Annotated in this window: 17 protein-coding genes; 10 read left to right on the top strand and 7 right to left on the bottom strand. The window is 41.5% G+C overall.

Going from position 1 to position 21,985, the window contains the following annotated elements:
- Positions 1-110: 110 nt before the first annotated feature.
- The 7 genes from QVP90_RS04485 to QVP90_RS04455 all read right to left on the bottom strand — a co-directional run bounded on the left by QVP90_RS04485 (position 111) and on the right by QVP90_RS04455 (position 5,642).
- Complete coding sequence (locus QVP90_RS04485; RefSeq protein WP_224203747.1) at positions 111-305, bottom strand: hypothetical protein; 195 nt, start codon at positions 303-305, stop codon at positions 111-113.
- A 58-nt stretch (positions 306-363) separates the two neighbouring features.
- On the bottom strand, positions 364-1,266 hold the full coding sequence (locus tag QVP90_RS04480; RefSeq protein ID WP_229103545.1) for a hypothetical protein: 903 nt from the start codon (positions 1,264-1,266) through the stop codon (positions 364-366).
- A gap of 287 nt (positions 1,267-1,553) precedes the next feature.
- Complete coding sequence (locus tag QVP90_RS04475; RefSeq protein WP_005926662.1) at positions 1,554-2,054, bottom strand: hypothetical protein; 501 nt, start codon at positions 2,052-2,054, stop codon at positions 1,554-1,556.
- 657 nt (positions 2,055-2,711) lie between these two features.
- On the bottom strand, positions 2,712-2,942 hold the full coding sequence (locus QVP90_RS04470; RefSeq protein WP_224203749.1) for a DUF7336 domain-containing protein: 231 nt from the start codon (positions 2,940-2,942) through the stop codon (positions 2,712-2,714).
- A gap of 13 nt (positions 2,943-2,955) precedes the next feature.
- The gene (locus QVP90_RS04465; protein WP_005926654.1) at positions 2,956-3,387 is read right to left on the bottom strand and encodes a hypothetical protein; all 432 of its coding nucleotides are present in this window, start codon (positions 3,385-3,387) and stop codon (positions 2,956-2,958) included.
- 242 nt (positions 3,388-3,629) lie between these two features.
- Positions 3,630-4,391 (bottom strand): RHS repeat-associated core domain-containing protein, encoded by a 762-nt coding sequence (locus QVP90_RS04460; RefSeq protein WP_021935760.1) that lies wholly within the window; start codon positions 4,389-4,391, stop codon positions 3,630-3,632.
- Between the two features lie 6 nt (positions 4,392-4,397).
- The gene (locus QVP90_RS04455) at positions 4,398-5,642 is read right to left on the bottom strand and encodes a hypothetical protein (RefSeq protein ID WP_227096847.1); all 1,245 of its coding nucleotides are present in this window, start codon (positions 5,640-5,642) and stop codon (positions 4,398-4,400) included.
- A gap of 365 nt (positions 5,643-6,007) precedes the next feature.
- Between QVP90_RS04455 and QVP90_RS04450 the strand changes: the two genes are divergently transcribed.
- The 10 genes from QVP90_RS04450 to QVP90_RS04405 all read left to right on the top strand — a co-directional run bounded on the left by QVP90_RS04450 (position 6,008) and on the right by QVP90_RS04405 (position 21,697).
- Positions 6,008-8,536 carry a glycoside hydrolase family 88 protein gene (locus tag QVP90_RS04450; protein WP_021935758.1) on the top strand — a complete coding sequence of 843 codons (2,529 nt, stop codon included), beginning with the start codon at positions 6,008-6,010 and terminating at the stop codon, positions 8,534-8,536.
- 33 nt (positions 8,537-8,569) lie between these two features.
- Positions 8,570-11,314 (top strand): alpha-L-rhamnosidase, encoded by a 2,745-nt coding sequence (locus QVP90_RS04445; RefSeq protein WP_264380790.1) that lies wholly within the window; start codon positions 8,570-8,572, stop codon positions 11,312-11,314.
- Positions 11,315-11,323: 9 nt separating this feature from the next.
- Positions 11,324-13,159 (top strand): rhamnogalacturonan lyase family protein, encoded by a 1,836-nt coding sequence (locus tag QVP90_RS04440; protein WP_021935756.1) that lies wholly within the window; start codon positions 11,324-11,326, stop codon positions 13,157-13,159.
- Positions 13,160-13,228: 69 nt separating this feature from the next.
- Positions 13,229-14,758, top strand: coding sequence for a glycoside hydrolase family 28 protein (locus QVP90_RS04435; RefSeq protein ID WP_007478946.1), 1,530 nt, complete (start codon positions 13,229-13,231; stop codon positions 14,756-14,758).
- Between the two features lie 98 nt (positions 14,759-14,856).
- Entirely contained in the window at positions 14,857-16,317 is a 1,461-nt protein-coding gene (rhaB, locus tag QVP90_RS04430; protein WP_025819182.1) for a rhamnulokinase, read from the top strand.
- Positions 16,311-17,567 carry an L-rhamnose isomerase gene (locus tag QVP90_RS04425; RefSeq protein WP_187373825.1) on the top strand — a complete coding sequence of 419 codons (1,257 nt, stop codon included), beginning with the start codon at positions 16,311-16,313 and terminating at the stop codon, positions 17,565-17,567. The genes rhaB and QVP90_RS04425 overlap by 7 nt, the downstream gene beginning before the upstream one ends.
- Positions 17,568-17,659: 92 nt before the next feature.
- Positions 17,660-18,691, top strand: a complete 1,032-nt coding sequence (gene rhaT / locus QVP90_RS04420) for an L-rhamnose/proton symporter RhaT (protein WP_005926624.1) — start codon at positions 17,660-17,662, stop codon at positions 18,689-18,691.
- Positions 18,692-18,927: 236 nt separating this feature from the next.
- On the top strand, positions 18,928-19,737 hold the full coding sequence (gene rhaD / locus QVP90_RS04415; RefSeq protein ID WP_021935755.1) for a rhamnulose-1-phosphate aldolase: 810 nt from the start codon (positions 18,928-18,930) through the stop codon (positions 19,735-19,737).
- 23 nt (positions 19,738-19,760) lie between these two features.
- Positions 19,761-21,059, top strand: a complete 1,299-nt coding sequence (locus tag QVP90_RS04410) for a glycoside hydrolase family 88/105 protein (RefSeq protein WP_005926618.1) — start codon at positions 19,761-19,763, stop codon at positions 21,057-21,059.
- Between the two features lie 311 nt (positions 21,060-21,370).
- A complete protein-coding gene (locus tag QVP90_RS04405; RefSeq protein WP_021935754.1) occupies positions 21,371-21,697 on the top strand; it encodes a hypothetical protein in 327 nt (108 codons plus the stop codon).
- Positions 21,698-21,985: the final 288 nt, after the last annotated feature.

Below are 21,985 nucleotides of genomic sequence, written 5' to 3'. Positions count from 1 at the left end.
TTCCGCATTTCACTTTTTTGTAGTAACTTTGCACATAAAAGTTATTTATTGTGTGAGTTGATGCTTCTGGTAATTCTTTACTTATCTCTATAAAAAAAATACCTTGGATTTTAATTATCTTCACTTTCTTGCCAAATATCCATAGGAACTCCATATTCCTCCAGTGCAACTTCTTTACACAAGGAGCTGTCGTCCTGTAAGTAATCCGCAATGCATTTGCCTTTTTGAAAAACATATAAATATACCCCTATTTCTGGAAAATCATTTTTGATTATAAATTTCATGTGATTATAAATAGCTTTCATATTTTCAATTTTGTTAAATTGGTTGATTAGGGACATATATGGGATGTTTTCTTGATTTTTATTGATGGTGTGTGCCGGGATGTTCCTTTATCGATTGTAACCATTTCAGATACATCTTTTCGGGCATTTTGCGATAACCTAACTGATGGATATGTGAATAAATATTTTCTGCTTTCCGATAATAATTTTCATTTTTTGTTTTCGTAAACATCTCGAATAATGTTTCTGCTTTAAGTAATAAAGCGTTAATATAATTAGGAAATGCTTCCAAGGTACGATTGCAGCATTGCAGTATGAATTCCGGTTCGTAGGTAGAAGTGAACTTATGCTTATAACCTTCAGCCAGATCCGTCATACAAATAGCAACTGTAGCTTTCAAAGAAAGTGTATCCATATAAATACCGTTTCGAATAGCGTCGGTATGGATATATCCGGAAGCTTTTATCCATACGTCAGTAGGAAATTGTCCCGAAGTCAGTTCCACATTATACCAACCGTCGGCTTGGTTGTGTAGTTTGATGTAAGCGTGATTGGGCGCTAATGCCAACCACGATTTCTCACCCAATTCTTCGGTCAGCAGTTTGTAGAATAGGGGTAATGAGTGACAATTCCCTTTACGTGTAACCATTAAAGTAGAGACAAACATGTTGCTCCATTCTTTTTTGCCTGCATAATCATCAAAATTATATTGGAAAGGTAAATGGTATAATAAGGTAGTGTCGGAAACGTGTACCGGAATTGTATCTGTCATCATCCGAAAGATAGCAGCATGAGTGTTAACTGAATGAAAATCAGTATGATTATAACTGATTAACTTATTTGTAGAGAGTGACTTGATAAAAGATGTGAATTGCTGTAAACTATTCTCGAATCTATAGTGGCTTAGATTACCGTCAAAGTAGGCATTTTCAGTTGTAAATATAGCTTCTTTCAAATTCAACTCTTTTTTGCCTGTTAACATTGAGTCTATCTTATTATAGCTGGTATAATAGAAATTGTCAACTTGTGCAAATGCTTTATTAACAATAAATAAAAAGCATATTAAAAATCCTGTTTTTGTCATTAAAGTTTGTTTTTAATAAATTCTCATAAATATTGGCTATATTGTAACTCAATATCCCGTTCCTTTATACTTTTGAACCCTTTTTCCCATCTGTATTCATCTGCAAATATCTCAGTTACAATGAAACAATCGCGCGAATATTCTTTGAATTCCGATTGTAATGTTTGGTTGTAAATTATCCCTTTTCAAAACGAGGGATAATTTATGGAATATCTATAATCTTTTATCAGTTCTAAAAGAACGAATGGACTTACTATCAATCCAATATATGATTTTTGATATTCTTTTTCTAATTTTCCTACATATTTCTGTTTTTCATTAATTCGCCACACCCACCATTCTGTAGAGACTGTTATAGGCTTTTCGCCAGGTTTTACTCCATAATCGTTTGTGCTTCTGAATAATATATGATTGGTTTCTCCAATATTCTTGTTATTACCAATTTTGTTCCAAAGGTTCATCTTTATACCTGCTTTTGTTGTACAATGTATATAAAAATCTATTTCACCGCTTACTATTTTTGATAAGTCAGGATTTGAATTTATTGGATATCGTTCCTTAAATACTCTAATAACATCACTATTTAGTTGTGTTAAATCATAAGCTATTAATTGAAAATATTTTTTAGTTTTCTCGTCTGTTTTTGCAGAGAAAACATCTCCTATTTTTGTATATATTCTTACCATAGTTTTGACCGTTTTTATAGAAATATACTAAATCTTTTATTTGGAAATAATTTTATTTGATCCCATATTGTCCCCAATATTTAGGCGCTATGGAATTGATTTTATTGAAAAGCAATCCTCCATTTTTTCCTAAACCATATTGATTTATTAAAGTTTGTTCCCAAATCCTTGCTTGAATTTGAGTTAAATTAGTAGCTCCTGAAACCACTTGATAATTCAATGTTGCTCTTGCAGTGTTTGAATTTAAATGCTCAGTGAATCTAACAGTAGGACTTCTCTATTCTAACCGGTATAATGGAAATGATCTTTGTCATCGATTTCAATAGGGTCTCATTTTGCTAAAATACGATTTATGTCTTCCGAAACTTTATCCATAAAAGATATTGTCGCACTCTATAATTTTTAGTAAATATTGGCAATATTATAATTCAATATCCCGTCCCTTTGTACTTTCGAACCCTTTTTTCCATCTATATTCATCTGCAAATATCTCAGTTACAATGAAACAATCGCACGAATATTCTTTGAATCCCGGTTGTAACATTCGGTCATTTATTATCTCTCTCACTTTATCTAATGAAGAAAAAAAAACGATAGACAATTCTTCATATCCTACACGGGTCGGATGCCTATAATCTAATTTGTAAAACTTGTCCATTAGTAATATATTGTTGTAAATCCTTCTTTCCAATTAGAGAAATCTATTTCTACATGATATAATTCAAAATTCTTTTTAGGAAATTTATTAAATCCTGGAAGATACCTCAATTCCTCAATAACTTGTCTGGCTTTCCTTGCTGTGGAAAATAATCCTATGAACTTTTCTTCATCTTTATTTGCTTGCTCATCTTCATAAACATGATACAAGGCATAATATACTTTTTTCATAATATGAAAATAATCATTGGTTCCAAACATATATCATGCCATCATGTCTAATAGAAACAATCCAAGAATAACTTTCATCAAATAGATCTATATCATCAACACTAGGAAACCAAATATCATAAAAATAAGTGGAAAAGTCATTAAATTTCATTTGATCTATGTTATCAAAACGAAACCAATTAATATATACTTTAAAAGTGACATCTTTATCTAAGTGTTGAAATATTTTTTTTATATTAAAATCTTGTTCGTTATTTGCATCGAAATTGTTGATGTAAATTTCATTTCTTCTTATCTCGTTAACTAATTTTAAATCGTTGTCTACTTGAAAATCAAAAAAGAATTTCTTTTTTATGACTTCGCATTCTCTAATAGTTAAATGTTTAAAAGAAGGAAATGGTTTATTATATTCCTGTTCGTATAATTTTATTTTAAAAGAATCCATAATATGTCATTTTATAATTATTGGTATAGCACCTTCTATTCCTCCATTTCCTCTTTTTCCTTTAGTGTAATCCCAGTAATTGATATGGGGTTGGGATTCTGGGGTGCCTTCTTGGGCATTAGGATGAGCTGGATCTAAACGATACCCTTTTTTACTATCTCCTCTTTGCGGGCTACCAAATTTTCCTTCACTTTTGGGTAAACTTTCTTCTGGAGATAAACCTATTATTTCCTTTGCTTTTTTTAAAGCGGCTTTCGTTTCGCTGATACTTTTTTCCCTCTATTATATCCTGCATCTTGATTTTGTTTTCCATTAGCCATTAAAACGACACCTGTTCCTGCAGTGGTTGCACCTGCTTTAATCAATACGGCACCAGCACTAGCTACGGGTACCCCACCAATCGCTAAACTACCACCACTACCAACAGTAGCGGTAACTCCGACTGCTACTGCCCCAGTTCCGACAGCCATACCTGTGCCACCGGCTTTTATCATTCCTTCTCCAATTAATATGGATGCATTATCTATTCCTTGTAGTGCATCATTATAGTCGGAAGGGTCATTGGGAGTATAAGTATCTCTTAAAGTACCACTACCGGGAATAATGTTTGTGACAAGGCCTATTCCGTAACCAACAACAACATCCCAACCATCTTGACCATTCGGATCAATAAATCTAATAGGATTATTATTGCAATATGCGTACGGGCTAATCGAATAATACCTTTCTGCATGAGGATCAATCGAAATAAACCGGCTGACCGTTTGAATATCCATAACGGTATCTAAAGTATCAGATTCAGCCGGTCCTACTATTTTATTTGTTTTTGTATCAAACTTGACAGAACCGATTTCTATGATCCGATCCTTATCGTGAAATTCATCAAAACGTCCATTACTTAAAGTGGCCATTTTCGGCTTGTAGCCGTAAGTGGCAAAAGGGTTTTGTGCATATCCTGTCAGTAGCGTGAGCAGGAACAGTAGTAAGGTGCTAATTCGTTTCATACACATCTATTTTTTGATTTGGATAATTGGTGAAGGTTGGTTTTCCGGCAATGTTTTGGCTTTATCAACTTGCTTTAACCAATTATGATATATCTCGGCCGGCATTTCTTCATAGCCCAGACTGTCTATTTTCTCATAGGATTGAAGCATCTTTTTAAATAAACGGTGTGCCTGTGGATATTCCGGAAGCTGTTCTTTGGGAGGTCTGCCGCAAGCATCAATTACATATTGAGCTTGTACAGTGCAGATGTTTGCGTAATGTTGATAAGCCGTTAAATCAGAAGGAGAATAACGCAAAACTAAATTGCTGTTTTCTTCTATAAAATGATCATAGCCATAACGGGAAATATAATAAGCAGACAAGTCATTGAGCATATGGGCAATGGTCTGTTTCATAGTCCGTGGATTCAGATAAATACCTGTCTGGATAGCTTTGGATTTAATGAAACCGCTATTCATATAGAAATCATCTGTGACAACAGCACCTTGAGTTAGCTCTATATTATACCAACGGTTTTGCTTGTCTTGGAATTTTATAAAAGAGTGGCTCGGTGAAAAACACCAGAAAGCTTCTGTTTCCAACTCTTCGGCAAGAATCAAAAACAATAGAGGCATGGAATGGCACTGTCCTGTATTCTTGGCTAAAAGCTTTGATACCATATAATTACTGGTGTTAATATCTGCGCGATAATCTTCAAAATCATATTTCATCGGGTGATGAATGATTGTTTTTTCACTACCGGGCTCTTTGACTTCAATAACTTCCGACAGAATACGAAAGATCATCATTAACTTTGCTAACCCGTCATTCTTATCTAATTTTTCTTCCTGCATTTTCAGCAGACAAATGTGTTTTAGATTCTGAATGGCTGCATCAAACTCTTCATATTTCATTTTATTCCCGAAAAAAGCGTTTTCCGTCACGAATACGGCTCTTTTTAGACTCATCTCCTTTTTGCCTTCAAGCATTTCAAGTATCTCTTCACGGGCACTTTGAAAACATTCTGAACCGGGAGTTGGGGAAAAATCCGGTAAAGGGATTGAGTTGGATTTCATGTATTTCTGAATAGCATATTGGCGGTTGATGGCTGCTCTTCTACGTTCGTTTTCTTTTACCTCACGCATGATGGCCTCATTTTGCCTTTGAATCAAGGCGTCACGGGAAGATGATATGCCAGATGGCTTTTGGGGAGAAGTTTGGCGGAAGTTATCGAAACGACCTATTTCTGCCGGTTGAGGAATTGATATCACTGGAACTTGGGAAAACAAAGAACTTGCTCGGAGTATTGTGATTAATATTATGCTCCAATAAATTATTTTATGTAAAACTACCTTAATCATAGCATTTGTTTTAAGGATTTTTCAAAGGTAACTTTATTTACTTAAACTCCTGATGGCCGTTAACTTTTTTTGTATTTTAAATAAAGTCTATCGGTTGATTTATAGAAAAATGAATATGCTCTATGTAGTAGAGCATTCTAAGGGTAATTGTTTTTTTGATATGAAACGACAAAAAGAATAAGATTACAATCAAAAAACAAACCGATACTTCGGTCGATTCTGCCTATTTTTGCGTCATCAATAATTCCATTAATCTTTTAAACTATCAAAAACACATGAAAAAGCAGTTTTGGTATTTTATATTTTTACTTTTCTATATCGGTACATTGCCTGTACAAGGCAAGATTACACTTCCCGCTATCTTATCGGACAATATGGTATTGCAACAAAAGGCTCAAGTTCGTTTTTGGGGAAAAGCGCGTCCGGGTGAGAAAGTTACGGTTTCTACCTCTTGGGATAAAAACATTTATACGGTGCAGACACCCACTGACGGACATTGGGAGGTGAAAATCAAGACTCCCGGTGTGATGGATAATCAGACGCTGACCGTAAAGGGAGAGAACACAATCACAATACATAATATATTAATAGGTGAAGTATGGCTTTGCACCGGACAGTCGAATATGGAATTTCCGGTAGCTCGTGATCCGAATGTAAAATGGAAGACAGGTATACTGAATGAAACGGAGGAGATGAAGGATGCCGATTATCCTTCCATCCGGCTTTTCCATGTGGAGCATCAACTGGCTCCTGAGGGAGAAAAAGAGGATTGCATCGGCCGATGGCTGGTTTGTACTCCGGAAAATGTGAAAGAATTTTCGGCTGTCGGCTTTATATTCGGTCGTAAACTTTATAAAGAATTGCAGATGCCGGTCGGACTGATTCAGTCCACTTGGGGAGGTACCCATGCCGAATCGTGGACAGAGAGGAGGGTGATGAAAGACAATCCTTTGTATGCCGATGTCATGGAAGAGTTTGCCCCGCAAAACGTGAAGCGTGAGAAAGACAAATGCAAAGTACCGGCCACGTTGTGGAACGGTATGATTGCCCCGATCAAAGGATATACCATTAAGGGAAATATCTGGTATCAGGGAGAGTCCAATTCAATCCGTCATGAAAAATATCAGAAGGTGTTCACTAATCTGATAAACAGTTGGCGGCAGGAATGGGGGCAGGCTGATATGCCCTTTTATTTCGTACAGATTGCACCGCACTACAAACAACCGGCAGGCATTCGTGAAGCACAATTGAAAACCTGGCAAAGCGGTTTGAAGAATATAGGTATGGTAGTAATAACAGATGCCGGTGATTCTACGGATATTCATCCGCGCAACAAGCGGGTGACAGGTGAACGCTTGGCTGCCTGGGCTTTGGCGAAACAATATGGTAAAAAAACAGCTTATTCGGGGCCGCTTTATAAGAGTATGAAAGTGAAAGACGGAAAAGTAACGTTGACTTTTGATTATGCGGAAGGCGGATTGCAAACTCCGGAAAATGCTCCGGTAAGAGGATTCTTTATCTCCGGAGCCGATGCCCGCTTTTATCCTGCTACGGCTGCCATTCAAGGCAGTAAACTGGAATTGTCAGCACCGGAGGTTCCCCAGCCGGTAGCAGTACGTTATGGCTATGGAAATTTCTTCCGGGTGAATCTTTATAATAAGGCGGGACTTCCGGCAGTCCCTTTCCGTACCGATCATTTTGCTCCCGATACTTATGCACGCTGGTTTGCCGATTCGGAGATGCGTCGTTTTCCGAAGGCGTATCAACTGGATCATGGGAGACGTCTGTTTTTCGGATATGCACAGGGAGTGGGCTGTTGTGCCATGCTCCGGATGTGGAGACAAACGGGTGAACGGCATTATTTTGATTATGTGGAAGCCTGGGCCGATTCTGTTATCAATGAAAAAGGAGAAATCCATTTATATGATATGTCTACTTATAATCTGGATTTCATCAATTCGGGAAAAGTGCTTTTCGATGTTTACCGCGAGACGGGAAACGATAAATATAAAAAGGCAATGGACGAGCTGATAAAACAATTGAAAAGACATCCGCGCACACTGGAGGGAGGATATTGGCACAAATTGATTTACCAGCACCAGATGTGGCTGGATGGTTTGTATATGGCTTCTCCTTTCATGGCACAGTATGGTGCGGAGTTCAATCGTCCGGAGTGGATCGATGAGGCGGTGAAGCAGTTCGCGCTTTGCCATAAACATACTTATGATGCCGGAACCGGTTTGTATCACCATGCTTGGGACGAGAGCAAAAGCCAGCGTTGGGCCAATCCGGAAACCGGACATTCTCCTAATTTCTGGGGGCGTAGTATCGGTTGGTGGTTTATGGCATTGGTCGATGCGTTGGATTATATTCCGGAAGAACATCCCGGACGTGCCGATATGATAAGCTGGATACAAGGCTTGGCGGATACTCTCCCAAAATATCAGGATAAGGCCGGCTTGTGGTATCAGGTGATTGACCAGCCTAAGCGTGAAGGGAACTTTCCGGAAGCATCCGTTACTTCACAATGCATGTATGCCTATGCAAAAGCTGTGAATAAAGGATATATCGATGCAAAATACAAAGCAGTTGCAGAGAAGGCCTTTAAAGGATTGAAAGATAAACTGTTGGTAGAAAATGCGGATGGTACACTGACGTTGACCCGTTGTTGCCAGGTAGGCGGCTTGGGCGGACATCCGTATCGTGACGGTAGTTTCGAATATTATATCGGAGAGAAAATGCGTGATAATGATGCAAAGGCTACCGGCCCTTTCATCATGGGATGCATTGAATTGAATAAATAGTACCGCACTTGGATGACGGATAAAAATAAAATAATGAACAGAAAGATAACGATCTTATTGGGAGGACTGCTGATGTGCGCTTCGATGGGGGCACAACAGGTGGACTGGCCGGAAATACAGACAGAAGCGAAACCTGCCGCACGCTGGTGGTGGATGGGAAGCGCCGTAGATAAAGAAAACTTAACCCGTAATCTGGACGCCTATGCGAAAGCAGGGATGGGAACGATGGAAATCACCCCTATTTATGGGGTCAAGGGGAATGAGGCAAATGAGATTCCATTTCTTTCGTCCCCTTGGATGGAGATGTTGCAATATACGGAGAGTGAAGCTGCCCGCCTGGGGATGCAGATTGATATGAACACTGGGACCGGATGGCCTTTTGGAGGCCCGGAAGTCGGGATAGAAGATGCTGCCGGTAAGCTTTTCATCACTGAATATGAATGGAAGGGCGGAGAGCCGTTTAAAGAAAAAATAGTGGTTGCCGATTCCAAACAACTGCCTTATGCAAAGTTGAGCCGGCTTATGGCTTATTCTGATAAAGGCCGGTGTATTGATGTGACGGATAAGGTGACAAAAGACGGCAGACTGCAATGGAAAGCACCGAAGGGTGATTGGAAACTGATTGCTGCTTTTTGTGGGAAAACTTTCCAGAAAGTGAAACGGGCGGCCCCCGGCGGTGAGGGATACGTGATGGATCATTTGTCCGCCCGTGCCGTGAAGAATTATCTGGAGCGTTTCGAGCGTGCTTTCGAGTCGTCGAAAACGCCCTATCCGCATAATTTCTTCAATGATTCTTATGAGGTATATAAGGCGGATTGGACGGAGAATCTTTTTGATGAGTTCTCCATTCGTCGCGGCTATAAATTGGAAGAACATCTTCCGGAATTCCTGTCAGAGAAACGGACGGATACGGTTGCCCGTATCATCTCTGATTACCGGGAAACGATGGCGGAATTGTTATTGGAGAATTTTACCCGGCAATGGACGGAGTGGGCGCATTCACATGGCTCTAAAACCCGTAATCAGGCACATGGATCGCCCGGTAATCTGATTGATCTATATGCCACGGTGGATGTTCCCGAATGTGAAGGGTTCGGGCTTTCCGATTTTAATATCCGGGGATTGCGCAAGGATTCATTGACACGCCCCAACGATTCGGATCTGTCCATGTTGAAATATGCATCTTCGGCTGCTCATATAGCCGGCAAGCCCTATACGACTTCCGAAACCTTTACTTGGCTGACGGAGCATTTCCGGACTTCACTTTCGCAGTGTAAGCCGGATATCGACCTGATGTTTATCTCGGGCGTGAATCATACGTATTTTCATGGTACCACTTATTCGCCTGCTGAGGCTGCATGGCCGGGATGGAAATTCTATGCTGCTGTCGATATGAGCCCTACGAATAGTATTTGGCGGGATGCACCGGCATTTTTTGATTACATAGCCCGTTGCCAGAGCTTTTTGCAGATGGGAAAACCGGATAATGATTTTCTGATCTATCTGCCTGTTTATGATATGTGGCAGGAGCAGGACGGGCGTCTGCTGATGTTTGACATTCATAAGATGGCGAAGCGTGCTCCCCGTTTTATCGATGCGGTGCATCGGATCAATGATGCGGGATATGATTTGGATTATATTTCCGATAATTTTATACGTAGCCTTACTTGTGTCAATGGAAAGCTGGTCACTTCTGGGGGGACGGCTTATCGCGCGTTGCTTATTCCCGGTGCCCGTTTAATGCCGGATGATGTGCTTACTAAACTATGGAGTCTGGCAGATGAAGGGGCAACGATTGTGTTTTTGGAGCAATTCCCGCAGGATGTGCCCGGATATGCCCGGTTGGAGACACGCCGTGCAGCTTTCCGGAAGTTGATGGAACAGAAAGATAAGGTGCGTAAAGGACGTATTATATTCGGTACGGACTATAAGCGTACATTGGCAGAAACTGGAGTTTTGCCGGAAGCGATGAAAACGGAAAACGGATTAAGCTGTATTCGGCGTGTCAATGAAGAAGGTAATCATTATTTTATTTCTGCATTGAAGGCGGAGGATACGGAAGGATGGATTCCTTTAGGGGTGCAGGCAGAGTCTGCTATGATTTATAATCCGGTGAATGGTGAAAGTGGCAAGGCGGCTGTTCGTCAGGCCGACGGGCGTACGGAGGTGTATTTGCAACTGGCTTCGGGAGAGTCTTTGCTTTTGAAGACTTTTGCCGGGAGTGATATACAAGCTTCTGCATGGAATTACTGGCATCCGGCATCCGAAGGAGAAAAAGTACCGGATCGATGGGGATTCCACTTTGTGGAAAGTATACCGGTTGTGACCGCTGCTCCCGATTCTGTAGAATTGGATTCGTGGACGGAACTGTCGGCAAATGAAGTGAAAAACACAATGGGAACTGCATGTTATTCCCTTAAATTTCATCTTGACGATTCTGCGATTTCCGAATGGATGCTCGATTTGGGGGATGTGCGTGAAAGTGCCCGTATCCGCGTCAATGGGAAAGAGGCTGCTGTTTTGTGGTCGGTTCCTTATCGTTGCCTGATTGGCAGATATTTGCATCCGGGTGAAAATATATTGGAAGTGGAAGTTACTAATTTACCGGCCAATCGTATTGCCGATATGGATAGGAGGCAGATACCTTGGCGCATTTTTAAGGATGCCAACATAGTCAGTCTTCAGTATAAGAAGTCCGGGTATGAGAATTGGCAGCCCGTGCCGAGCGGGTTGTTAGGTCCGGTAAAATTGATTCCGATGAAAGAAGTACGTTTTTAATATTTTATCATGAACAGACGAATTGCTTTTGTGCTCTGCATTTCTTTTGCAGTGGCTACTCTTTTTGCGCAAGATCCTCGCGAAAGACAATATATGTACGAGATACTGGATCCCCGGCATGAAGCCAAACCATTGGTGGAAGGGTTTGCCATAGAACGGGTTACGGAACGGTTGAACCGTGGATTGTATGCAGTGCCTTCTCAGGACGGGAAGGGTGTTTACCTAAGTTGGCGGTTGCTGAATACGGATGCGCCTGCTACTGCTTTTCATGTATATCGTGAAGCAAATGGCAAAACTTGCCGTTTGACGAATAAGCCCATACTGCGTACTTGTGATTTTGTAGACAACGCACCTGTGAAGGGAGTAGCTTCCTATTGGGTGGTGCCTGTGTTGAAAGGGCAGAACCCCGTTGCATCCGAAAAAATAGAAGTAGAGGCCGGGAAGAGTAAGAACTATACTTCCATTCGCTTGAAAGATAATGCCAAAGCAGGTAAGATTGCTTTGGCCGACTTGAATGGTGATGGCATTTACGATTATATCATCCGTACTCCCGAAACCAATGTAGATCCGGGCATGCCGGGAGATACTACCGGTAAGACATATAAAATTTCGGCTTATTTGAGCGACGGTACATGGCTTTGGACGTATGATATGGGACCGGGCATCGAGCCGGGTATTTGGTATTCGCCTTTTATCGTTTATGATTTCAATGGGGATGGTAAAGCGGAAGTTGCGGTGAAGACGGCCGGTGATGATTATGTGAAGAATGAAAAAAGCCGTGTTTGTGGTGGAAGTGAATACTTGTCCGTATTGGATGGGATGACGGGGAAAGAGATAGACCGGGTGGACTGGCCGGAACGGAATGACCGGTACGGAAATCTTATTCGCCAGAATAGGAATCAGATGGGAATGGCTTATCTGGATGGGAAAACACCTTGTATTCTTGCAGCTCGTGGCACTTATAAACTGATGGTGGTGGATGCCTGGCAGTTGAAAGAGGGGAAGCTGCAACGGATGTGGCGTTGGGATGGTGATGAAGAAAATCCCGTAGTACGTAGTATGGGGGCACATAGCATGGTGACCGGAGATGTGGACGGCGATGGTCGGGATGAGATATTGTTGGGGTCTTGTATGCTTGATGATAACGGGACTTTGTTATGGTCGTCCGGGTTGGGACATAGCGATAAGGCTTATTTGTGTAAGCTACGTCCTGATGAGGAAGACTTACAGGTGTTTATGGTGAGCGAACCCAAGAAAGAAGACGGTCGCGGAGTATCTGTGGTGAATGCTCGTACCGGACAGCTGATATGGGGAATCGGACATGCTACCTATCATGTGGGGGATGGCATGGTGGCGGATTTTGATCCGGAACATCCCGGTTTGGAATGTTTTGCCAGTGAAGACCGTAAAGGTGGAAGTACGGATAAATATCTGTTAACTTCGGATGGAAAGAAATTGAATACAACGAATGCGGAAGTGCCAGGATGCCGGAATTGGATTTGGTGGGATGCCGATCTGCTCCGTGAAACATTCCGGGGGGATAATAACCGTTGGGGAGCCGGTTCTTCTTCGAACGGCAGAAAACAAAGCATCTGGAAATGGAAAGGAGAGACGCTGACAGAAGGGATCGAAGGGGACATTTTGATGATAGCCGATATGGAGGGCGATTGGCGGGAGGAGTTGATAACTGCGCTTCCCGGAGAATTGCGTATTTATCATACTTGTATTCCGGCAAAAGACCGTCGGGTAACATTGATGCAGGACGCACTTTATCGGAGTTATATTACACATCGGAGCATGGGGTATCCGCAATCGCCGGTACCTTCTTATTATCTTGGAGAATGATTGAGAGCCCCTAAGGGCAATTTTATAAGATCAAAATTGTTTCTAAGTCACATAATATAAAAAAGTCGAATGAAGAGAATTTCAATTGTTTTGTTTCTTTGTGTGTGGGCGGTATTGTCGTCTTGGGCGCAAACTTATAAATATGAAGAAATATACACGAATCTCCCCTTTGCAATGCCAAAGGTGGAAGCACCCCGATTTCCCGATTTGAAGGTGTCGCTGCCGGATTTTGGTGCTGTCGGCAATGGAGTGGAGCTCTGTACCGAAGCTTTTGAAAAGGCTATCGAAACATTATCGTCTCGCGGAGGCGGACACTTGATTGTGCCGGCAGGTATCTGGCTGACCGGTCCTATTGTGCTGAAAAGTAATATCGATCTTCACATAGAGAAAGGGGCCGTAGTGCTTTTCTCGCCGGATGTGGAGCTTTATCCGTTGGTTGAAACTGTTTTTGAAGGATTGGATACCCGCAGGTGTCAATCTCCTGTTTCGGGACGTAACCTGACGAATGTAGCTATCACCGGACAAGGGGCCATTGACGGGAATGGACACTTTTGGCGTCCTTTGAAACGGGAAAAAGTGACGGAAAGTGTTTGGAAACAGACGATAGCCCGGGGGGGAGTATACAAACGGCCCACTTATTGGTTCCCTTATCCGCAGACACTGAAAGGAGATACGATCAGCAATATGAATGTACCTCAGAACTTGACGACGGAGGAAGAATGGCAGAGCGTGCGTCATTTTCTTCGGCCGGTGATGGTGAGCTTGATAGAGTGTAAGAATGTATGGCTGCAGGGTGTTATCTTTCAGAATTCTCCGGCGTGGAATCTGCATCCGTTGATGTGTGAAAATGTACTGATTGAAGAAGTGCAGGTGCGTAATCCGAGCTATGCGCAAAATGGTGACGGCCTGGATTTGGAATCTTGTAAGAATGCCTTGATTGTAAACTCTACTTTCGATGTGGGGGATGACGGGATTTGCTTGAAGAGTGGAAAGGATGAGGATGGACGCCGTCGTGCCCGCTCTTGTGAAAATGTGGTGGTAGACGGATGCACGGTGTTTAAAGGACATGGCGGATTCGTGGTAGGCAGTGAGATGAGTGGCGGAGTACGTAATGTGTCTGTGAGTAATTGCCAGTTTTTAGGTACTGATGTAGGGCTTCGTTTCAAGAGTAAGCGTGGACGGGGTGGAATTGTTGAAAACATCTGGGTACGCAACGTTTCCATGATGGATATTCCTACGGAACCTGTTACTTTCAACTTGTATTATGGAGGTAAGTCGGCTGTTGAAGTGTTGGAAAGTGGTGAGAAAGTACCGTTGAAGGTAGATCCTCTGCCAGTGGATGAAACGACTCCTTGTTTCCGGAATATCCATATTTCGAATCTGGTATGTTCTAATGCCCGGAGGGCGCTTTTCTTCAATGGCATCCCGGAAATGCCGATCGATGGCATTACGCTTGAGAACTTGGATATTACTTCCCAAATAGGAGCCGAATTCGTATATAGCCGGAATATAACATTGAAGAATGTGACGATTCACCATGAAAAGGGAGAAAAGTTGATAACCCGCTTTTGTGAAGGAGTGAATCAAATTGTCAAATAAGACATCCTTTGTGTCAAAACGTACAGCGTGAATAGGGTACAAATCCTTTATTTTTGCGTCATTATAGAAAGAATAGGCTCAACATTATATAGGACATGATAAGAAATTGTTTTTTTGCGGTTGATTTGGGAGCTACCAGTGGCCGTACGATATTAGGCTCTTTCTCTGAGGGCGGATTAGAATTGGAAGAAGTGAATCGTTTTCCCAACCACCTCATAGAGGTTGGAGGACACTTTTATTGGGATATTTATGCACTTTATCAGTATGTTATAGATGGGTTGAAGTTGGTTGCGGGCAAGCAAGATGTGAAGATCGTTTCTATCGGTATCGATACTTGGGGAGTCGATTTTGTTTGTGTCGGAAAGGATGGGCATTTGTTGCGCCAGCCGTATGCTTATCGCGATCCCCAAACAAACGGGGCGCCGGAAGCGCTATTTTCGCGCATTCCCCGTAGTAAGGTGTATAAGTTAACGGGCATTCAGATAATGAATTTTAATTCGTTGTTCCAGTTGGATACCTTGCGACGCAATAATGACAGTGCGCTGGCTGCGGTAGATAAAATTTTGTTTATTCCGGATGCTTTGAGCTATATGCTGACAGGAGAGATGGTAACGGAATATACGATTGCCAGTACGGCACAATTGGTAAATGCACAAACCCGCAAATTGGAACCGGAATTATTGAAAGCGGTCGGTTTGACGGAAGAGCATTTCGGACGTTTTGTGTATCCGGGAGAGAAAGTCGGAACATTGACAAAAGAAATACAAAAAATAACCGGATTGGGAGCTGTTCCTGTAATTGCTGTAGCCGGACATGATACCGGATCGGCAGTGGCTGCCGTCCCGGCATTAAATCCGAATTTTGCTTATTTAAGTAGTGGGACATGGTCGTTGATGGGGATAGAAACCGATGCGCCGGCTATTACCGAAGAAACGGAGAAGTTGAATTTTACGAATGAAGGGGGAGTGGCCGGAACGATCCGTTTGCTGAAAAATATTTGTGGAATGTGGTTGCTGGAACGCTGCCGTGCCGGATGGGGAGAGACTTCGTATCCGGAATTGATCGCTGAAGCCGAAACGGCGGAGCCCTTCCGTAGCCTTATCAATCCGGATAATGCACTTTTTGCGAATCCCGATGATATGGAAAATGCCATCCGTAAATATTGTATGGATACGAATCAGCCGGTTCCGGAAACTCGTGGGCAGATTGTACGTTGTATTTTTGAAAGTCTGGCACTGCGTTATCGCCAGGTATTGGATGATCTGCGCGGATTAGCTTCTCAGCCGATAGAAACACTTCATGTGATAGGCGGGGGAAGCCGCAATGAATTGCTTAATCAGTTTACGGCGAATGCGGTAGGTATTCCGGTAGTAGCCGGACCGTCAGAAGCGACTGCTCTCGGCAACGTCATGATGCAGGCTATGGCGATAGGTGAAGCTGCCGATGTGCCGGGAATGAGAAAGCTCATTCATAATTCTATTCCTTTGAAAACTTACCAACCCCAAAATATGGAAAATTGGGGACAAGCTTATATACACTTTAAAAATATAGTATCATGAAAGAAGAACTGATTAAGAAGGCTTACGAGATAGCGGTTGAACGTTATGCGGCTGTAGGTGTCGATGCTAATAAGGCATTGGAAGATTTGCAAAAGATTTCTCTATCTTTGCATTGTTGGCAAGCAGATGATGTAACGGGATTCGAATCGAGTGGTTCGCTGACCGGAGGAATTCAGGCTACCGGTAATTATCCGGGAAAAGCTCGTAATATAGAAGAATTGAGACAGGATATATTGAAAGCTGCTTCTTATATTCCCGGAACTCACCGTTTGAACCTACATGAAATTTATGGTGATTTCGGTGGTCAGTTTGTCGATCGTGATCAGGTAGAACCGAAACATTTTGAGAGTTGGATACAATGGGGAGCGGAACATGGTATGAAGTTGGACTTTAATTCTACTTCTTTCTCTCATCCGAAAAGTGGAAACCTTTCATTGTCGAATCCGGATAAAGGTATTCGTGATTTTTGGATCGAGCATACCAAGCGTTGTCGTGCAATTGCCGAAGAGATGGGTAAGCGCCAGGGCGATCCTTGTATCATGAATTTATGGGTACACGACGGGAGCAAGGATATCACGGTGAATCGTCTGCTTTATCGCGAACTGCTGAAAGATTCTTTGGATCAGATCTTTGCTGTTGAATATAAGAATATGAAAGATTGTATCGAATCGAAAGTGTTCGGTATCGGTCTGGAAAGTTATACGGTAGGTTCAAATGATTTCTATATTGGATATGGTGCAAGCCGTAATAAAATAGTGACACTTGATACCGGCCATTTCCATCCTACCGAAAGTGTAGCTGATAAGATATCTTCGCTGTTGCTTTATACTCCGGAAATCATGTTGCACGTTAGCCGCCCGATCCGTTGGGATAGTGACCATGTGACTATCATGAATGATGAAACGCTGGATCTGGCAAAAGAAGTAGTGCGTTGTAATGCTCTCGACCGTGTACATGTCGGTTTGGATTATTTTGATGCCAGCATTAACCGTATCGGTGCTTATGTGATTGGTAGCCGTGCTACGCAGAAATGTTTCTTGCAAGGATTACTGGAACCGATTGCTAAGTTGCGTGAATATGAAGCCAATGATCAGTTGTTCGAACGTCTGGCTCTGCTCGAAGAGGCTAAATCGCTTCCGTGGAATGCTGTGTGGGATATGTTCTGTTTGAAGAATAATGTTCCGGTTGGCGAGGAATTTATTGCAGAGATAGAAAAATACGAAACAGAGGTAACTTCGAAAAGAGAATAAGAATAGTGGTTAGTGATGAAAGTAGCATTTCCAATCACTACTTTCATCACCTGTCGCTAATCATTTATCACTAATCACTTATCACTAAATACATGAATACACTGATAGGCCTTATTATTATAGCCATTGGCAGTTTTGGGCAGAGTAGCTCATATGTACCTATTAATAAAGTAAAAAACTGGTCATGGGAAAGTTTTTGGTTGGTACAAGGGATTTTTGCATGGCTCGTGTTTCCTTTGTTGGGTGCTTTGTTGGCTGTGCCGGCCGAGAGTAGCCTGATGGATTTGTGGAGCTCCGGTGGTGCTGTACCTGCTATGGTATATGGAGTACTATGGGGAGTCGGAGGGCTAACGTTCGGACTCAGTATGCGCTATCTTGGCGTAGCTTTAGGACAAAGTATTGCTTTGGGTACCTGTGCCGGTTTCGGTACGCTCTTTCCTGCTATCTTTGCCGGAAAAGATTTGTTTCATGGCGATGGTTTGATGTTGCTTATCGGTGTGTGTATCACTTTAGCTGGCATTGCGATTATCGGTTATGCCGGAAGTTTGCGTTCCAAAAATATGACTGAGGAGGAGAAGAAAGCGGCTGTTAAAGATTTTGCATTGACAAAAGGATTACTGGTTGCTTTGTTGGCAGGTGTGATGAGTGCTTGTTTTGCTCTTGGGTTGGATGCCGGTACACCTATTAAGGAAGCAGCTCTTGCTAACGGAGTAGAGGCTTTGTATGCTGGTCTTCCGGTTATATTTTTAGTAACTTTGGGGGGATTTTTCACCAATGCAGTGTATTGTATACAACAGAATATTAAGAATAAGACCGGTAAGGAATATTTTTCTGTTAAGAGTGGGCAACTGGTTAATAATCTGCTGTTTTGTGCCCTTGCCGGGGTACTTTGGTATTCACAGTTCTTCGGCTTGGAAATGGGGAAAAGTTTCCTGACGGAAAGCCCTGTTCTATTGGCGTTTTCATGGAGTATTCTGATGTCGCTGAATGTTACTTTCAGTAATGTTTGGGGTATTCTTTTGAAAGAATGGAAAGGGGTAAGCAATTCGACAATCGGTGTTTTGATTCTCGGGTTAATTGTTCTTATTTCTTCCATTATAGTAGTGGCGATGGCACAAGCATAAATAATAAATTAGACAATTGGACGATTTCTGACCGTTTATAATTGAAAATACCGGTTAGTAGTTGTTCTTTGGTCTGTATATAAAAACAATCTTTAATTGAGCAGGTAGAAACTTTAAGGAGGAAAATATTTTAAGCAGGCTCTTATTTTAATCGTAAATAGAAAATCGTTAACGTACTTATGGCATAAAGATCAAATAATGGTCATGACCACAGGGAATAAATCGTAGATAAAAAGATGAAATCAATTTTGGAAAATCGTCCGGCTCTTACTAATGAAGTAGATAAGGCTGCCGAAGTAGCCGGATATCTTTGGCAAAAAGGCTGGGCCGAACGTAATGGTGGCAATATCGTTGTGAATATTACAGAGTTTGTAGATGATGAAATACGCAATTTGGCTCCTATTAGTGAAGTAAAATCTATCGGTACCGTATTACCTTATCTGAAAGGTTGTTATTTCTATTGCAAGGGAACTAATAAACGTATGCGTGATTTGGCGCGTTGGCCGATGGAACATGGTTCCATTATTCGTATTCTCGATGATTGTGCAAATTACGTTATCATTGCCGACCACCCGGTATTGCCTACTTCCGAGTTACCGTCGCATTTGTGTATGCACAATTATCTTATTAGTAAGGGCTCTACCTATAAAGCATCTTTGCACACACATCCCATTGAATTGATCGCTATGACGCATCACAAACCTTTTTTGGAAAAAGATGTATTGACTAATCTGCTTTGGAGTATGATACCCGAAACGAAGGCCTTTTGTCCGCGTGGTTTGGGGATTATTCCTTATGCATTGCCCAGTTCTGTAGCATTGGCGGAAGCCACCATTAAAGAACTCAATGATTATGATGTGGTTATGTGGGAAAAACATGGTGCTTGTGCTGTTGGTGAAGATATCATGGATGCTTTCGACCAGATTGATGTGTTGAGCAAATCTGCACAGATTTATATCAATGCGCGTAATATGGGTTTCATTCCGGATGGTATGTCTCAAGAACAAATGCATGAAATGACAGTCGCTTTTGATCTGCCTAAATAATCATAAAAAGAATCTATTAATCCATGAAACGAATCTTTATATCTTGTGCTCTTTTCTTGTGTACTATTTCTCTTTCCGCTCAGACTAAAATGACGGCAAAAGAGGCTGCGTTGAAAATTGCCGATCGAATATTAGATAGTACTACATACGAATTCAAGAACACCAAGACGGGAGAAGTTTATAAATCGGTGAAAAAACTTCCTCTGTCAATGGATGTAAAAGTGGCTTGTAAGTATAACAACTGGCATTACACAAATGGGGTAACCAACATTGCATTGATGGAATTGGCTGATAAGGTAGGTGATAAGAAGTATGACAAGTATGTCCTGAAGAACATGAACTTCGTGTTTAATGAAGGTAACCTTGATTTCTTTCGTCGCCAATACGATCAGGCATTTAAGGATGGTGGCTGGAATGCGGTTCGTAAACTTAGCTGGCATATGATTTTTCGTGGTAAGCGTCTGGATGACAATGGACCGATGGGGGCCAGTTTGATAGAACTACAGATGCGGCATCCTAATGAAGCATTTTTGAGCTATGTAAATGAAACTGCCGACCATTTGAATTATGCCGAGCCCCGTCTTGTGGATGGAACGATTGCCCGGCTTTGGCCACATGTCAATACAATTTGGGCGGATGATGCTTTTATGGCTATCTCTTTCCTTGCTCGTATGGGGAAGATGACCGGTGATGAGAAATATTTTAATGATGCCGCCAATCAGGTATTGAATTATACCCGTTACTTGTGGTGTCCGGAAAAGAATATCTATTATCATTGCTATCACACCGATACAAAAGAACATGGGGTGGCTCACTGGAGTCGTGCGAACGGTTGGGTGTTTATGGCACAAGCCGATTTATTAAGTGTAATGCCTGAGGATCATCCGATGCGTGATGCGGTGATTGAAAATTTTCGTCGTCAGGCGAGTGGAGTAGCCCGATATCAGGGAAAAAATGGCTTGTGGCATCAACTGTTGGATAAAGAAGATTCTTATGAGGAAATTACCGGAACAGCCATGTTTGTTTTCGGTATTGCTCGTGGAGTTAAAGAAGGTTGGTTGCATCCTGATTTTATTTATGTAGCGGAACAAGGTTTGAAGGGTATGATGAAGAAGATTACCGATAATGGTGATGTTACTGCTATTTGTGTTGGTACCGGTATTATGCCTTCTGTGGCTTATTATTATAATCGTCCTACTCAAGAAAATGACCCGATGGGAGAAGGCCCTGTCCTCCGTGCATTAATAGAGATGATAGATGCGCCTAAGTATACGGAAATAAAAGCTGAAGAGCAATACGATAAGATTGTGTTGAAGAAATGATGGAATAGGAGAAACTTTACTGTTTTTTCGTTAATTTTATTTTGGATAAAGATGGGTGGTTGGAAAAATATTTCCGATTGCCCATTTTGAGTTTTAAAGATATTTTATGCGGTTGTAAAATGGAGTTAGTTATCGCATAGGTTTTTCTTATTTGTTTTTTGGGGAAAGTATTTCTCTGTTTGTCTGTTGTTTTAGTAATATGATATTGAATGATAATGGTGTTTGTTTTTTGGGGTGTAAAAATATTTTAGCCCATCGGCTTTGCTATGCGGAATTTTTTTATAAATTGCCTCCGTTTATTACTATATTATATGTTCTCATCATCTATTTGGGCCGGGAATTTGATTGATATTGATTGCAAGGTCCAATCGGTTTATGGATACAGAGCGGATGGAACACCCGGACGTGTTGTTGTGATAAATTTGAAGGGTGAGTGTCTGAAAGGTAACTGTCTGGTTGATGTTGCTGCAAAAGGTTACAGGGAAAAGAGTAATTTTGTATTGGATGCGAAAGATTCTACTCGTATCGAACTTTTATTACCTTCAGAACTTCCTGTGGGGAAAAAAGCGGAAGTTGCTTTTACATTTACTTATGCGGGTGAAAAGTACAAGAGAAAATTAACCATTGATCCTATGTGATATTGGTTATACGAATACGCATAAAAATGCAGAACGGCTTCATAAAAATAACATAATAGAAGGGATCAAGTTGGCAGAAAAAACAAAGGATTTTCTATCGGGAGCACGGTTTGTGTGGAATCCGGAAGTTAGTTGGCCACTTGAACGTTTATGGGAATCTAATCCGGAAAAGAGGGAAGGTCTTATTGATGCAATTAAAAAAGGACAACTAAGTATAGATGCCAGTTATCTGAATTTAAATACAAGTATTTGCTCAGATGAAGAATTGTTCAGAAGGGTTGGACGACC

Origin of the sequence: Bacteroides sp. CAG:189 (assembly GCF_000432295.1) — a bacterium.
In the GTDB taxonomy this organism is placed as follows: Bacteria; Bacteroidota; Bacteroidia; order Bacteroidales; family Bacteroidaceae; genus Bacteroides; species Bacteroides salyersiae.
Note: the sequence above shows the minus strand (reverse complement) of the source record. Positions and strands in the feature narration are given on the sequence as shown.

Coding starts and splice junctions, on each gene's coding strand:
- QVP90_RS04460 (WP_021935760.1), bottom strand. CDS start 4,391: ATGAAACGAATTAGCACCTTACTACTGTTCCTGCTCACGCTACTGACA.
- rhaT (WP_005926624.1), top strand. CDS start 17,660: ATGAATACACTGATAGGCCTTATTATTATAGCCATTGGCAGTTTTGGG.
- QVP90_RS04485 (WP_224203747.1), bottom strand. CDS start 305: ATGAAAGCTATTTATAATCACATGAAATTTATAATCAAAAATGATTTT.
- QVP90_RS04465 (WP_005926654.1), bottom strand. CDS start 3,387: ATGGATTCTTTTAAAATAAAATTATACGAACAGGAATATAATAAACCA.
- rhaD (WP_021935755.1), top strand. CDS start 18,928: ATGAAATCAATTTTGGAAAATCGTCCGGCTCTTACTAATGAAGTAGAT.
- QVP90_RS04410 (WP_005926618.1), top strand. CDS start 19,761: ATGAAACGAATCTTTATATCTTGTGCTCTTTTCTTGTGTACTATTTCT.
- QVP90_RS04450 (WP_021935758.1), top strand. CDS start 6,008: ATGAAAAAGCAGTTTTGGTATTTTATATTTTTACTTTTCTATATCGGT.
- QVP90_RS04470 (WP_224203749.1), bottom strand. CDS start 2,942: ATGAAAAAAGTATATTATGCCTTGTATCATGTTTATGAAGATGAGCAA.
- QVP90_RS04480 (WP_229103545.1), bottom strand. CDS start 1,266: ATGTTAACAGGCAAAAAAGAGTTGAATTTGAAAGAAGCTATATTTACA.
- QVP90_RS04440 (WP_021935756.1), top strand. CDS start 11,324: ATGAACAGACGAATTGCTTTTGTGCTCTGCATTTCTTTTGCAGTGGCT.
- QVP90_RS04445 (WP_264380790.1), top strand. CDS start 8,570: ATGAACAGAAAGATAACGATCTTATTGGGAGGACTGCTGATGTGCGCT.
- QVP90_RS04405 (WP_021935754.1), top strand. CDS start 21,371: ATGTTCTCATCATCTATTTGGGCCGGGAATTTGATTGATATTGATTGC.
- QVP90_RS04435 (WP_007478946.1), top strand. CDS start 13,229: ATGAAGAGAATTTCAATTGTTTTGTTTCTTTGTGTGTGGGCGGTATTG.
- QVP90_RS04475 (WP_005926662.1), bottom strand. CDS start 2,054: ATGGTAAGAATATATACAAAAATAGGAGATGTTTTCTCTGCAAAAACA.